11 protein-coding genes are annotated in these 13554 nt (G+C 69.3%); 9 read left to right on the top strand and 2 right to left on the bottom strand.

What is annotated here, in order from left to right:
* The first annotated feature begins 397 nt into the window (after positions 1 to 397).
* From eccD to ACZ5PB_RS37185, 6 genes are all read left to right on the top strand, one after another.
* On the top strand, positions 398 to 2053 hold the full coding sequence (eccD, locus tag ACZ5PB_RS37210) for a type VII secretion integral membrane protein EccD (RefSeq protein WP_468697479.1): 1656 nt from the start codon (positions 398 to 400) through the stop codon (positions 2051 to 2053).
* Positions 2054 to 2254: 201 nt separating this feature from the next.
* Positions 2255 to 2545 carry a 30S ribosomal protein S15 gene (rpsO, locus tag ACZ5PB_RS37205; protein WP_389245362.1) on the top strand — a complete coding sequence of 97 codons (291 nt, stop codon included), beginning with the start codon at positions 2255 to 2257 and terminating at the stop codon, positions 2543 to 2545.
* Positions 2546 to 3058: 513 nt separating this feature from the next.
* Entirely contained in the window at positions 3059 to 5269 is a 2211-nt protein-coding gene (locus tag ACZ5PB_RS37200) for a polyribonucleotide nucleotidyltransferase (protein ID WP_468697477.1), read from the top strand.
* A gap of 2 nt (positions 5270 to 5271) precedes the next feature.
* The gene (locus tag ACZ5PB_RS37195; protein ID WP_468697476.1) at positions 5272 to 6651 is read left to right on the top strand and encodes a M16 family metallopeptidase; all 1380 of its coding nucleotides are present in this window, start codon (positions 5272 to 5274) and stop codon (positions 6649 to 6651) included.
* Between the two features lie 23 nt (positions 6652 to 6674).
* A complete protein-coding gene (dapB, locus tag ACZ5PB_RS37190; RefSeq protein WP_468697474.1) occupies positions 6675 to 7427 on the top strand; it encodes a 4-hydroxy-tetrahydrodipicolinate reductase in 753 nt (250 codons plus the stop codon).
* A 12-nt stretch (positions 7428 to 7439) separates the two neighbouring features.
* Positions 7440 to 7883, top strand: a complete 444-nt coding sequence (locus ACZ5PB_RS37185) for a hypothetical protein (RefSeq protein ID WP_468697473.1) — start codon at positions 7440 to 7442, stop codon at positions 7881 to 7883.
* A 439-nt stretch (positions 7884 to 8322) separates the two neighbouring features.
* On the opposite strand, the gene ACZ5PB_RS37180 is transcribed toward ACZ5PB_RS37185, so the two are convergent.
* Together ACZ5PB_RS37180 and ACZ5PB_RS37175 are read right to left on the bottom strand one after the other, a co-directional pair.
* Positions 8323 to 8871 (bottom strand): hypothetical protein, encoded by a 549-nt coding sequence (locus tag ACZ5PB_RS37180; RefSeq protein ID WP_468697472.1) that lies wholly within the window; start codon positions 8869 to 8871, stop codon positions 8323 to 8325.
* A gap of 176 nt (positions 8872 to 9047) precedes the next feature.
* Positions 9048 to 9287, bottom strand: coding sequence for a hypothetical protein (locus tag ACZ5PB_RS37175; protein WP_468697470.1), 240 nt, complete (start codon positions 9285 to 9287; stop codon positions 9048 to 9050).
* Positions 9288 to 9565: 278 nt separating this feature from the next.
* On the opposite strand from ACZ5PB_RS37175, the gene thyX reads away from it, so the two are divergent.
* The 3 genes from thyX (at position 9566) to ACZ5PB_RS37160 (ending at position 13238) form a co-directional block, all read left to right on the top strand.
* The gene (gene thyX, locus ACZ5PB_RS37170; protein ID WP_468697469.1) at positions 9566 to 10318 is read left to right on the top strand and encodes an FAD-dependent thymidylate synthase; all 753 of its coding nucleotides are present in this window, start codon (positions 9566 to 9568) and stop codon (positions 10316 to 10318) included.
* A 197-nt stretch (positions 10319 to 10515) separates the two neighbouring features.
* Positions 10516 to 11415, top strand: coding sequence for a 4-hydroxy-tetrahydrodipicolinate synthase (dapA, locus tag ACZ5PB_RS37165; protein ID WP_468697468.1), 900 nt, complete (start codon positions 10516 to 10518; stop codon positions 11413 to 11415).
* Positions 11416 to 11552: 137 nt separating this feature from the next.
* On the top strand, positions 11553 to 13238 hold the full coding sequence (locus ACZ5PB_RS37160; RefSeq protein WP_468697466.1) for a ribonuclease J: 1686 nt from the start codon (positions 11553 to 11555) through the stop codon (positions 13236 to 13238).
* Positions 13239 to 13554: the final 316 nt, after the last annotated feature.

Genomic DNA, 13554 nt, shown 5'->3' with positions numbered 1-13554 from the left:
CCGGCCCCGCCCCCACCGCTCGCCCCGTTACGCGGCCACCCCGCCGAGCCCCCTCGTGCGGCGACGCCGCCTGTGCGCCCCTGCCCCCTCGTGCGGCGACGCCGCCTGTACCCCCCCGCCCCCTCGGGCGGCGGGGCCGCGCGCCGAGCCTCCTTGGGCGGCGGGGCCGCCCCCCGGGGGCGGAACGGGCGGGCAAGGGGGCGGCCCCCGACCCCGCTCGGCCCCTCACCCCCGCCCCACCTCCGCCATGGCCCCGCACCCCCACTCCCGCCCCACCCACACGCCCGCGCACCCCCACCCCCGCCCCGGCCCCACCCCCCCCGCCACCTTCCCCACCCCTCCCGCGTTTGACGAAGGAGACCCCCGCCCCCACCAACCCCCAAAAGGACCAACCCCGTTGACCCCCCAATCAGCAACCACCCCACCGCCAACCACGCAACCCGAGCCCCACCCCCACCCCCACCCCCAACCCCCCACCCCCTTCCTCCGCCTCACCGTCATCACCCCCACCAGCCGAATCGACGTAGCCCTCCCCTCCGACCTCCCCCTCGCCGACCTCCACCCCGACCTCCTCCGCCTCTCCGGCTGCCGCCCCACCCCTCACGCCCCCGTAGGCCACCGCCTCGTCCGCCGCGACGGCACCGCCCTGAACGGCTCCCGCACCCTCGCCGCGCAGCGCGTCCTCGACGGCGAGATCCTCGTGATGCGCCCCTTCGGGGAGTCCCTCGCCCCACCCGTCTTCGACGACGTCTCGGACGCCGTAGCCTCCGCCGTCGCCCGAGACCGCACGCTCTGGAGCGACCAACTCACCCGCACCACCGGCCTGTTCGCCACCTCCGCCCTCCTCACCCTCCTCGCCTTCACCCTCTGGAACGCCGACCCCCACCACCACACCCGAGGCGTCCCCGGAGCCCTCGCCGCCCTCACCGCCGTACTCCTCCTGGCCCTCGCCGCCATCCGCACCCGGGTGTACGACGACCAGGGCTCGGCCGTGGCCCTCGGCACGGCAGCTCTCGCCCACGCCGCCGTCGCCGGCACCGCACTCCTCCCCATCGCCACGGGCGAAGGCCCCGGCCGCCTCCACCTCCTCACGGCCTGCGCGACAGTCCTCCTCGCCTCCGTCCTCCTCCTGATCGCCACCCCACCCCCACCCACCACAACCACGCACCCCTCCGCCTCCACCCCCACCACCCGAACCACCGCCAACACCACCCCCACCCCCATCCCCACCCCCACCACTCCACCCACCGACGCCCCCTTCGTAGCCACCGCCACCGCCTCCACCGCCGCCCTCCTCCTCGTCTTCACCGGGACCGTCGCCGACCTCACCCCCACCCGGACCGCCGCCCTCGCCGCCCCGCTCCTGGTCGGCGCCCTCGCCTTCCTCCCCGGCCTCGCCACCCGCTTCGCCCGCATCCCCGTCGGCTTCGCACCACCCCCCACCCCCACCACCACCGGCTACACCGACGCCTACGACGACCACGCCCACAGAGGCACCCCGGACAGCACCACCCCCACCCCCCGTCCCTCCATCGACGCCCCCCTCATCGCCGCCCGCACCCGTCGAGGCCACGAACTCCTCACCGGCCTGATCGGCGGCTGCGCCCTCCTCGCCGCCGGTTCCGCCGCCGTCCTCGGCTTCTCCGGCAACCCCCGCGCCCAGTTCCTCGCCCTCGCCCTCGGCACCGCCCTCCTCCTGCGGGCCCACCTCTTCCGCTACACCGCGCAGGCCGCCTGCACCCTCGCCGCCGGCCTCGCCACGTTCCTCCTGCTCGGCCTAGGACTGGCCCTGCGCCCGCCGCCCGCCCTGGTCAGCGGCGCCCTCGCCGGTTCGGCAGGCCCCCTGGACCTCCGTACAATCGGAATCACGGCAGCCACCGCAGCGGTCGCAGCAGTGATCGCCGCAGTCGCGCTGATCGTCCCGAACAAGGGGGTCACCCCCTTCTGGGGCCGCTTCCTGGAGATCGCCGAGACCTGCGTCCTGCTCACGCTCGTCCCGCTCTGCCTCGCGGTCTTCGACGCGTACCACGCGCTCCGCTCGCTGGCCCCGTGACCGGCCCCCGCCCCGACCGCCCCGGCCCCCTTCACCAGCCTGGTACTCTGACCTACGGCCGTTTGTGTACGCGCCCACCGGAGGCCTCAGAACCTCTGCGGGCTGCGCCCAGCGGATCCCCGCCTCCCGAGTAACGGAAGCTCCCCTGAGACCAAGACCAGGGGCACTCGGTGGCAAGTCGATGACTCACGAGGAGTACGCATGGCGCTCGACGCCGCTACGAAGAAGCAGATCATGAGCGAGTTCGGCCAGAAGGAGGGCGACACCGGCTCTCCCGAGGTCCAGGTCGCCATGCTTTCCCGCCGCATCTCGGACCTGACCGAGCACCTCAAGACGCACAAGCACGACCACCACTCCCGCCGGGGTCTGCTGATCCTGGTCGGTCAGCGTCGTCGCCTGCTGCAGTACCTCGCCAAGAAGGACATCCAGCGCTTCCGTGCGCTGGTCGACCGCCTCGGCATCCGCCGCGGTGCGGCCGGCGGCGCCAAGTAGGACGCCACGAAGGGAGCGGTTCCCGCCACTGGGAGCCGCTCCCTTTGCCGTACGTACGGCGGTACGCGTACAGCAGTACGCATCGGCCGCAGGTGCCGTACGTGCAACAGGCACGAAGCCTCTTGTACGTCCGGGACGTGCGGGACGTACCGGACGCCAATTAGGCTGGTACGCGTCACACCCCGCCCCACCGGCGAGGCGTACGAGCACGACGCACGGGAAACGTACACAGACGTCACGGACGTCACCACGAAGCCCGTGCGAGCAATAGAGCAAGAGCAGTAGAGCTGCACAGCAGTACAAGCCGTACAGCTGAGCAGCTGGAGCAGCACACAACACGAAGAGCGAGAAGCGGCGCAGCCCAGCCCGCCGGTCCTCGGTAGTGGCCCCCGGAGAAACAAGACCCGGGTGCTTCGATCGAAGACCGGCCCGCACCACGGAGCGCGACCGCTTCTCCGCCACCGTCCCACCGCCACACGGGCGACTGGGGACGAAGACGAGGAGAAAACGCTAGTGGAGAACGAGACCCACTACGCCGAGGCCGTCATTGACAACGGCACCTTCGGCACCCGCACCATCCGCTTCGAGACGGGCCGCCTGGCCAAGCAGGCCGCCGGCTCCGCCGTCGCGTACCTGGACGACGACACCATGGTGATGTCGGCCACGACCGCGTCGAAGCGCCCCAAGGACCAGCTCGACTTCTTCCCCCTCACGGTGGACGTCGAAGAGCGCATGTACGCCGCCGGCAAGATCCCCGGCAGCTTCTTCCGCCGTGAGGGCCGGCCCTCCGAGGACGCGATCCTCACCTGCCGCCTGATCGACCGGCCGCTGCGCCCCTCCTTCAAGAAGGGCCTGCGCAACGAGATCCAGATCGTCGAGACGATCATGGCGCTCAACCCCGACCACCTGTACGACGTGGTCGCGATCAACGCCGCCTCGTGCTCCACGATCCTGGCGGGCCTGCCCTTCTCGGGTCCGATCGGCGCCACCCGCGTCGCCCTGATCAAGGGCCAGTGGGTCGCGTTCCCGACGCACACCGAGCTTGAGGACGCCGTCTTCGACATGGTCGTCGCCGGTCGCGTCCTGGAGGACGGCGACGTCGCGATCATGATGGTCGAGGCCGAGGCCACCGAGAAGACCATCCAGCTGGTCAAGGACGGCGCCGAGGCCCCCACCGAAGAGGTCGTCGCCGCCGGTCTGGAAGCCGCGAAGCCCTTCATCAAGGGTCTCTGCAAGGCCCAGTCGGACCTCGCCTCCAAGGCTGCCAAGCCCACCGGCGAGTTCCCGGTCTTCCTCGACTACCAGGACGACGTCCTGGAGGCCCTCACCAAGGCCGTCAAGTCGGAGCTCTCGCAGGCCCTCACCATCGCGGGCAAGCAGGAGCGCGAGACCGAGCTGGACCGCATCAAGGAGATCGCCGCCGAGAAGCTCCTCCCGGCCTTCGAGGGCCGCGAGAAGGAGATCTCCGGTGCCTACCGCGCGCTGACGAAGAAGCTCGTCCGCGAGCGCGTCATCAAGGACAAGGTCCGCATCGACGGCCGCGGCGTCACGGACATCCGTACGCTGGCCGCCGAGGTCGAGGCCATCCCGCGCGTGCACGGCTCGGCCCTGTTCGAGCGTGGCGAGACCCAGATTCTGGGCGTCACCACCCTCAACATGCTGCGCATGGAGCAGATGCTGGACACCCTCTCCCCGGTGACCCGCAAGCGCTACATGCACAACTACAACTTCCCGCCGTACTCCGTCGGTGAGACGGGCCGCGTCGGCTCCCCGAAGCGCCGCGAGATCGGCCACGGCGCGCTCGCCGAGCGCGCGATCGTGCCGGTCCTGCCGACGCGCGAGGAGTTCCCCTACGCGATCCGCCAGGTCTCCGAGGCGCTGGGCTCCAACGGCTCCACCTCGATGGGCTCGGTCTGCGCCTCCACCATGTCGCTGCTGAACGCCGGTGTGCCGCTCAAGGCCCCCGTCGCCGGTATCGCCATGGGCCTCATCTCCGAGGAGATCGACGGCAAGACGCACTACGTCGCGCTGACCGACATCCTCGGCGCCGAGGACGCGTTCGGCGACATGGACTTCAAGGTCGCCGGTACGAAGACCTTCGTCACCGCGCTCCAGCTCGACACCAAGCTCGACGGCATCCCGTCGTCGGTCCTGGACGCCGCGCTGAAGCAGGCCCGCGACGCGCGTCTGCACATCCTCGACGTGATGAACGAGGCCATCGACGTTCCGGACGAGATGTCCCCGAACGCGCCGCGCATCATCACCGTCAAGATCCCGGTGGACAAGATCGGTGAGGTCATCGGCCCCAAGGGCAAGATGATCAACCAGATCCAGGAGGACACCGGCGCCGACATCACGATCGAGGACGACGGCACCATCTACATCGGTGCCGCCGACGGACCGGCCGCCGAGGCCGCCCGCGCCACGATCAACGGCATCGCCAACCCGACCATGCCGGAGGTCGGCGAGCGCTACCTGGGTACGGTCGTCAAGACCACCACCTTCGGTGCGTTCGTGTCGCTCATGCCGGGCAAGGACGGCCTGCTGCACATCTCGCAGATCCGCAAGCTCGCCGGTGGCAAGCGCGTGGAGAACGTCGAGGACGTGCTCGCGGTCGGCGCCAAGGTGCAGGTCGAGATCGCCGAGATCGACTCCCGCGGCAAGCTCTCCCTGATCCCGGTCATCGAGGGTGAAGAGAACGACGAACAGAAGGACGACGCCTAAAAGTGACGTCCCGTAGTTCCGTGACGACGGCCCGCACCTCTTCGGAGGGGCGGGCCGTCGCCCGTACCCAAACGCTTCTCCAGGGTGAGAACGGCATCGGTACGGTCCGCAGGACCACCCTCCCCGGCGGCCTGCGCATCGTCACCGAGACCCTCCCCTCCGTACGCTCCGCCACCTTCGGGATCTGGGTCAACGTGGGCTCCCGCGACGAGACCCCGTCCCTGAACGGCGCGACGCACTACCTCGAACACCTCCTCTTCAAGGGCACCGCCAAGCGCAGCGCCCTCGACATCTCCTCCGCGATCGACGCGGTCGGCGGCGAGATGAACGCCTTCACGGCGAAGGAGTACACCTGCTACTACGCCCGCGTCCTCGACACCGACCTCCCCCTCGCGATCGACACCGTCTGCGACATGCTGACCGGCTCGCTGATCCGCCAGGAGGACGTCGACGCCGAGCGGGGAGTCATCCTCGAAGAGATCGCGATGACCGAGGACGACCCGGGCGACTGCGTGCACGACCTGTTCGCGCACACCATGCTCGGCGACACCCCCCTCGGCCGCCCGGTCCTGGGCACCGTCGACACCATCAACGCGCTCCAGGCCGACCGCATCCGCCGCTTCTACAAGAAGCACTACGACCCCACCCACCTGGTGGTCGCGGCCGCGGGCAACGTCGATCACGCGACGGTCGTACGACAGGTCCGCCGCGCCTTCGAGAAGGCCGGCGCGCTGGGCCACCCCGAAGCCCGCCCGGTCGCCCCGCGCACCGGCTCCCGCAGGCTCCGCACCTTGGGCCGCGTCGAACTGCTCAACCGCAAGACCGAACAGGCCCACGTGGTCCTCGGCATGCCCGGCCTGGCCCGCGCGGACGACCGCCGCTGGGCACTCAGCGTCCTGAGCACCGCGCTGGGCGGCGGCATGTCCTCCCGCCTCTTCCAGGAGGTCCGCGAGAAGCGCGGCCTGGCCTACAGCGTGTACTCGTACACCTCGGGCTTCGCCGACTGCGGCCTGTTCGGCGTGTACGCGGGCTGCCGCCCGAACCAGGTGCACGACGTACTCAAGATCTGCCGCGACGAACTCGACCACGTGGCGGCCAACGGCCTCACGGACGACGAGATCACCCGCGCCATCGGCCAGCTGTCGGGCTCCACCGTCCTCGGCCTGGAGGACACCGGCGCGATCATGAACCGCATCGGCAAGAGCGAACTCGCCTGGGGCGAGCACATGTCGGTCACCGACATGCTCACCCGCATCAGCGAGGTCACCCCGGACGAGGTCCGGGAAGTCGCCCACGACATCCTGGGTCAGCGGCCGTCCCTCTCGGTGATCGGCCCGCTCAAGGACAAGCAGGCGGCCCGCCTCGAAGAAGCGGTCTCGTAACTCCCCTTAAGGAATCACTGAACATGAGCAAGCTGCGCGTGGCGGTCCTCGGTGCCAAGGGCCGGATCGGCTCCGAAGCCGTACGAGCCGTGGAAGCCGCCACGGACATGGACCTGGTGGCCGCCCTCGACCGGGACGACTCGCTGGAGACCCTCAAGGAATCCGGCGCCCAGGTCGTCGTCGACCTGACCCACCCCGACTCGGTGATGGCCAACCTCGAATTCTGTGTACGCAACGGAATGCACGCCGTCGTCGGCACCACGGGCTGGACCGAGGACCGCCTCGCGCAGCTGAACTCCTGGCTGGAGGCCACCCCCTCCACCGGCGTACTCATCGCCCCGAACTTCTCCATCGGTGCCGTCCTCACCACGAAGTTCGCGCAGATCGCGGCCCCGCACTTCGAATCCGTCGAGGTCATCGAGCTGCACCACCCCAACAAGGCCGACGCCCCCTCCGGTACGGCAGCCCGTACCGCCCAGCTGATCGCCGCGGCCCGTACCGAGGCGGGCAGCGCCCCGATGCCGGACGCCACCTCGACCGCTCTGGACGGGGCGCGCGGCGCGGACGTCGACGGCATCCCCGTCCACTCCGTGCGCCTGCGCGGTCTCCTCGCACACCAGGAAGTCCTCCTCGGCACCGAGGGCGAAACCCTCACCATCCGCCACGACTCCCTGCACCACAGCAGCTTCATGCCGGGCATCCTGCTCGGCGCCCGTCGCGTGGTCACCACTCCCGGCCTCACGTTCGGCCTGGAACACTTCCTCGACCTGAACTGACGGCACCCAGCCATGCGCGCAAAGATCACCTACCTCGTCACGTCCGCCGTCCTGGTCGTCTTCTTCGTCCTGGTCGGCGGCCGTGCCGTCGCCATGATCAAACTCGGCACCCCCCTCGGCATCACCTTCGGCGTCACCGCCCTCACCATCCCGCTCATCGGCGTCTGGTTCCTCTGGAAGAACACCGAGTTCGTCCGCAACGCCAACAAACTGGCAGCCATCCTCGACGCCGAGGGCGCCCTCCCGGTGGACGAACTCCGCCGCACCCCGGCCGGCCGCATCGACCGCGACTCCGCCGACGAGGTCTTCACCAAACGCCGCGAAGAAACCGAGGACAACCCCCAGGACTGGCGAGCCTGGTTCCGCCTGGCCATCGCCTACCAGGACGCCAGAGACACCCCCCGAGCCCGCAAAGCCATGCAACACGCCATCGCCCTACACAAGAACACCCACTAGACCCCAGGCGCGACTCCACCGCGCGGGCGCGACCACCTACACCCACCCGGTCTAGGGGCGCGGCCCTGTGCCATGCGCGGCTCCGCCGCGCGGGCGCGACCAGCCCTCCTCCCAGGGGTACCGCGTACCCGCCCACCCCCGCGCGGGGTGCGCCCTTTAGGGGCGCGGGGAACTGCGCGGCCAGCCACACTCGACCCGCACCTCCCCCACCCACCCCCACCGGGCTGCCACCCCGGGGCCCGGGGCGCAGCCCCGGCAACCCACCCACCCCCGCCCGCCCACACGGGCCCGGGGCCCGGGGCGGAGCCCCGGTTTCGGGAAGGGGCGGGGTGGGGTGAAGCCCCGCGCAGCGGCCCACCCACCCCCGCACACCAAAAAGGGCCTGGCCCAGGGCATCCCCCGAACCAGACCCTCACGTCAACCACAACGAGCCCGCCGCCTACCGCCGGTACTCGTCCCCCCAAGCCTCCACCACATCCGTAGCCCGCTCAAAAGCCTCGGGCCGAGAAAGAAAATCCGCACTGTGGTCGGTCAGCAGCGGCGGCAAAGAACCCCCACCCCGCCGCTCCATGACCAACGCCTGCCCCTGCACAGTCCGAGGCAACCCCAACCACCGCACCGGCTGCTGAACCGTCCGCACGTTCGAAGTCTCGCCCCACGGCACGGTCACGGTCCCCAGGAACCCCACCCGCCGCAGCCCCGCCCGACTGACCCAGACCCCCATCCGCAGGATCCTCAGCGCGCAGACGATCACCACCGCCCCGACACCGAGCACGATCAACGCAGCGGTCAACTCCGCCGCGAAGGCAATGATCATCGCCGACAGCAGCACGAACGACGCCAGCAGCAGCAACAACGCCGCGATCCCGACCCGGTAAGGCCCGGGCCGATAGGGCCGCCGCCACTGGTCGTGATCGTCGTACGGCAGCGCAACATCGTCCGCGCCAGCTTCAAAAGCGCGGTCGGCCGTCAGGAAAGGCAGGGGCACGACTGGTCCTCACTCACAAGCACGCTCGATTGGGCAGTGCCCGGTGAGGCTACCGAGCGCTCCCGCGCCAAGCCACCTCAGGGGGTCCGGACGAGTCCTGACGGCCCATCGACTCAGCCTGCCGGCCCGACGCAGCCGAACCGCCGGATCAACGGAACCGGATCACCGGAACCGGATCAACGCCCCTCAGCAGCCTCGGACTGCTGCGTCTTCCCCGGCGCATTCCCCGGATCAAGCGCGGGAAGCCCGAACATCAGCGAACCGACCAGTCCGGCGACCACGGTCAGACCGATCAACGACCGCCCGAAGAGCTGGGCCGTGCTGGCGCGTTCGGGAGGGGGCGGGGTGACGTTACTGCGGAAGCGGTCGGCCTCGGCAACGAAGGCGAACGGGACGGCTTCTCGCCGGCGAAACATGAGTGTCGCTCCTTTTGGTCATCAAACTGACGGATTCACAGGAGCACCGAACGGTGCCTTACAAGTACAGACGTACAGCCCTGTCACTTGGTGCCCGATTTCCCCGAATTGCTCAAAGAATGTCCTGACGCCCCGTCGAACTTCTCGCCGGACCCTCGCCAGGCCCTCGCCGGACCCTCGCCAGGCTCCCCCCGGACTCCGCAAGCGGCGATCGGCCCCTCCTCCGGCCCGTAAAGTGGACGCGGCCCAGAGCGAGACGCAAGTGGAAGGACCCGCCGGTGACCGTGACCCCGGACAGCACCCCCGAAGAGATCCAGAAGCCCAGCTTCCGCAGTGAAGTCACTGTCGAGCTGGTCAAGCACGCGGCGCAGGACTCGGACGTCCTGTGGGCCGCCCGGGTCTCCACGGCCGGCGAGCAGTCCCTGGAGGAACTCACCAAGGACCCCGAGCGCTCCAAGGGGCTCATCAATTACCTGATGCGCGACCGCCACGGCAGCCCCTTCGAGCACAACTCGATGACCTTCTTCATCAGCGCCCCGATCTTCGTCTTCCGCGAGTTCATGCGGCACCGCGTCGGCTGGTCGTACAACGAGGAATCGGGCCGCTACCGTCAGCTCGACCCGGTCTTCTACGTCCCCGGCGCCGCCCGCAAGCTGGTCCAGCAGGGCCGCCCCGGCAAGTACGAGTTCGTCGAGGGCACCGAGGCCCAGCAGGAGCTCACCGCCCGCGTCATGGAGGACTCGTACCGCCAGTCCTACGAGGCGTACCAGGAGATGCTCGCCGCCGGCGTCGCCCGCGAGGTGGCCCGCGCGACCCTCCCGGTCGGCCTGTACTCCTCGATGTACGCCACCTGCAACGCACGCTCGCTGATGCACTTCCTCGGCCTGCGCACCCAGCACGAGCTGGCCAAGGTCCCCTCCTTCCCGCAGCGCGAGATCGAGATGGTCGGCGAGCAGATGGAAGCCCAGTGGCAGCAGCTCATGCCGCTCACCCACGCCGCCTTCAACAAGAACGGCCGTGTCGCCCCGTAACTCTCCGAGGGCACAGATGTACGGATGGGCTGCACGAGGTGTCCGTATTGCGACGTTTCGAGAAGTTCATCTAGGCTGATCAAACGGACCCGGCACTGCTTGAACCCCCGAGCAGGCAGTGCCGGTGTCCTCTTCCCCCGTCTCACACGGTCCCCCGAGGGGACACCCCGCGCTGAGCAGCGAGTAGCGTGTTACCCATGGCTCCGATCTCCACTCCGCAGACCCCCTTCGGGCGGGTCCTCACCGCCATGGTCACGCCCTTCACGGCGGACGGCGCACTCGACCTCGACGGCGCACAGCGCCTCGCGACCCATCTGGTGGATGCCGGCAACGACGGTCTCGTTGTCAACGGCACCACCGGCGAGTCCCCGACCACCAGCGACGCGGAGAAAAACGACCTGGTACGGGCGGTACTGGAAGCGGTCGGCGACCGCGCCCACGTCGTCGCCGGAGTCGGCACCAACGACACCCGCCACAGCCTGGAGCTGGCCCGCGCCGCCGGGCAGATCGGCGCCCACGGCCTCCTCGCGGTCACGCCGTACTACAACAAGCCCCCGCAGGAGGGCCTGTTCCGGCACTTCACCGCCATCGCCGACGCCACCGAGCTCCCGGTGATGCTGTACGACATCCCCGGCCGCAGCGGCGTCCCGATCAACACCGAGACGATCGTCCGCCTCGCCGAGCACCCCCGGATCGTCGCCAACAAGGACGCCAAGGGCGACCTGGGCCGTGCCAGCTGGGCCATCGCCCGCTCCGGCCTCGCCTGGTACTCGGGCGACGACATGCTCAACCTGCCGCTCCTGTCCGTCGGCGCCTGCGGCTTCGTCTCCGTCGTCGGCCACGTCGTCACCCCCGAGCTGCGCGCCCTGCTGGACGCCCACCTCTCCGGCGACGTACAGAAGGCCACCGAGCTCCACCAGAAGCTGCTGCCGGTCTTCACCGGCATGTTCCGCACCCAGGGCGTCATCACCACCAAGGCCGCGCTGGACCTGCAAGGACTGCCCGCCGGACCGCTGCGCCTGCCGCTCGTCGAGCTGTCCGCGGATGAAACCCACCAGCTCAAGATCGATCTCGCCGCAGGCGGGGTACAGCTCTAAACACAGACTTCACAACTGAACAAGCACCACACCCAGCAGCACCCGGAAACACCCCTGCACAGACATTCAGCCCGTGCACGACACAACATGCGCCCGAGATCCGAGCGATCCGCCGCGCGCATGGTGAGGAGAGTCTTTTGAGTCATCCGCATCCCGAACTGGGCGCCCCGCCGAAGCTGGCCAAGGGCGGCCTGCGCGTCACCCCGCTGGGCGGTCTCGGCGAGATCGGCCGCAACATGACGGTCTTCGAGTTCGACGGCCGTCTGCTCATCGTCGACTGCGGCGTCCTGTTCCCCGAGGAGGAGCAGCCGGGCATCGACCTGATCCTGCCCGACTTCACCTCGATCAAGGACCGCCTCGACGACATCGAGGGCATCGTCCTGACGCACGGCCACGAGGACCACATCGGTGGTGTCCCGTACCTCCTGCGCCTCAAGCCCGACATCCCGCTGATCGGCTCCAAGCTGACGCTCGCCCTCATCGAGGCGAAGCTCCAGGAGCACCGCATCCGCCCGTACACCCTTGAGGTCGCCGAGGGCGACCGCGAGCGCCTCGGCCCCTTCGAGTGCGAGTTCGTCGCGGTCAACCACTCCATCCCGGACGCGCTGGCCGTCGCCATCCGCACCCCCGCGGGCATGGTCGTCGCCACCGGCGACTTCAAGATGGACCAGCTCCCGCTGGACGGCCGCCTCACCGACCTGCACGCCTTCGCGCGTCTGAGTGAAGAGGGCATCGACCTCCTCCTCTCGGACTCCACGAACGCCGAGGTCCCGGGCTTCGTCCCGCCCGAGCGCGACATCTCCAACGTGCTCCGCAACGTCTTCGCGAGCGCCGAGAAGCGCATCATCGTCGCCAGCTTCGCCAGCCACGTGCACCGCATCCAGCAGATCCTGGACGCCGCCCACGAGTACGGCCGCCGCGTCGCCTTCGTCGGCCGCTCGATGGTCCGCAACATGGGCATCGCCCGCGACCTCGGCTATCTCAAGGTCCCCGGCGGCCTGGTCGTCGACGTGAAGACCCTCGACGACCTCCCGGACGAGGAAGTCGTGCTGGTCTGCACCGGCTCGCAGGGCGAGCCGATGGCCGCCCTCTCCCGGATGGCCAACCGCGACCACCAGATCCGCATCGTCCCCGGCGACACGGTCATCCTGGCCTCGTCCCTCATCCCGGGCAACGAGAACGCGGTCTACCGCGTCATCAACGGCCTGACCCGCTGGGGCGCCAACGTCGTCCACAAGGGCAACGCCAAGGTCCACGTCTCGGGCCACGCCTCGGCCGGCGAGCTGTTGTACTTCTACAACATCTGCAAGCCCAAGAACCTGATGCCGGTCCACGGCGAATGGCGCCACCTGCGCGCCAACGCCGAGCTGGGCGCCCTCACCGGCGTCCGCAAGGACCACATCGTCATCGCCGAGGACGGCGTCGTCGTCGACCTCATCGACGGCCGCGCCAAGATCGTCGGCAAGGTCCAGGCGGGTTACGTGTACGTCGACGGCCTCTCGGTCGGCGACGTCACCGAAACCCACCTCAAGGACCGCCGCATCCTCGGGGACGAGGGCTTCATCTCGGTCTTCGTCGTGGTCGACAGCTCCAGCGGCAAGATCGTCGGCGGCCCGACCTTCCACGCCCGCGGCTCCGGCATCGACGACGCCGCGTTCAACGCCGTCACCCCGAAGATCGAGGAAGCCCTCGCTCGTTCGGCAGCGGACGGAGTGATGGAAGCGCACCAGATCCAGCAGCTCATCCGCCGTTCGGTGGGCAAGTGGGTGTCCGACACCTACCGTCGCCGGCCGATGATCCTTCCGGTCGTCGTCGAGGTCTGATCGAGGTCCCACTACCTCATCTCCTGGAGCGGGGCACCTCGATTTGCATCGAGGCACCCCGCTCCAGTACGTTTACGGCTCCACCTCAGCGGGAACCCGGACACCTTCGCGTGCCTGGAGCACCGGCAGGGGGTTGGAAATTCCGACTCAGAACTTCTGATAAAGTCGGAACCGCTGAAAAGGGAAAGCGCGAAAGCGAAGAACCTGGAAAGCACCGAGGGAATCGGCACTGGAAACAGTCTGATAGAGTCGGAAACGCAAGAACAAAAGAAACACCGAACGAAATCGTCCGGAGGAAAGCCCGCGAGGGTGAGTA

This window comes from Streptomyces sp. NPDC032721, assembly GCF_055579625.1.
The sequence above is the reverse complement of the archived record's forward strand: the minus strand, read 5'-3'. Positions and strand labels throughout refer to the sequence as shown.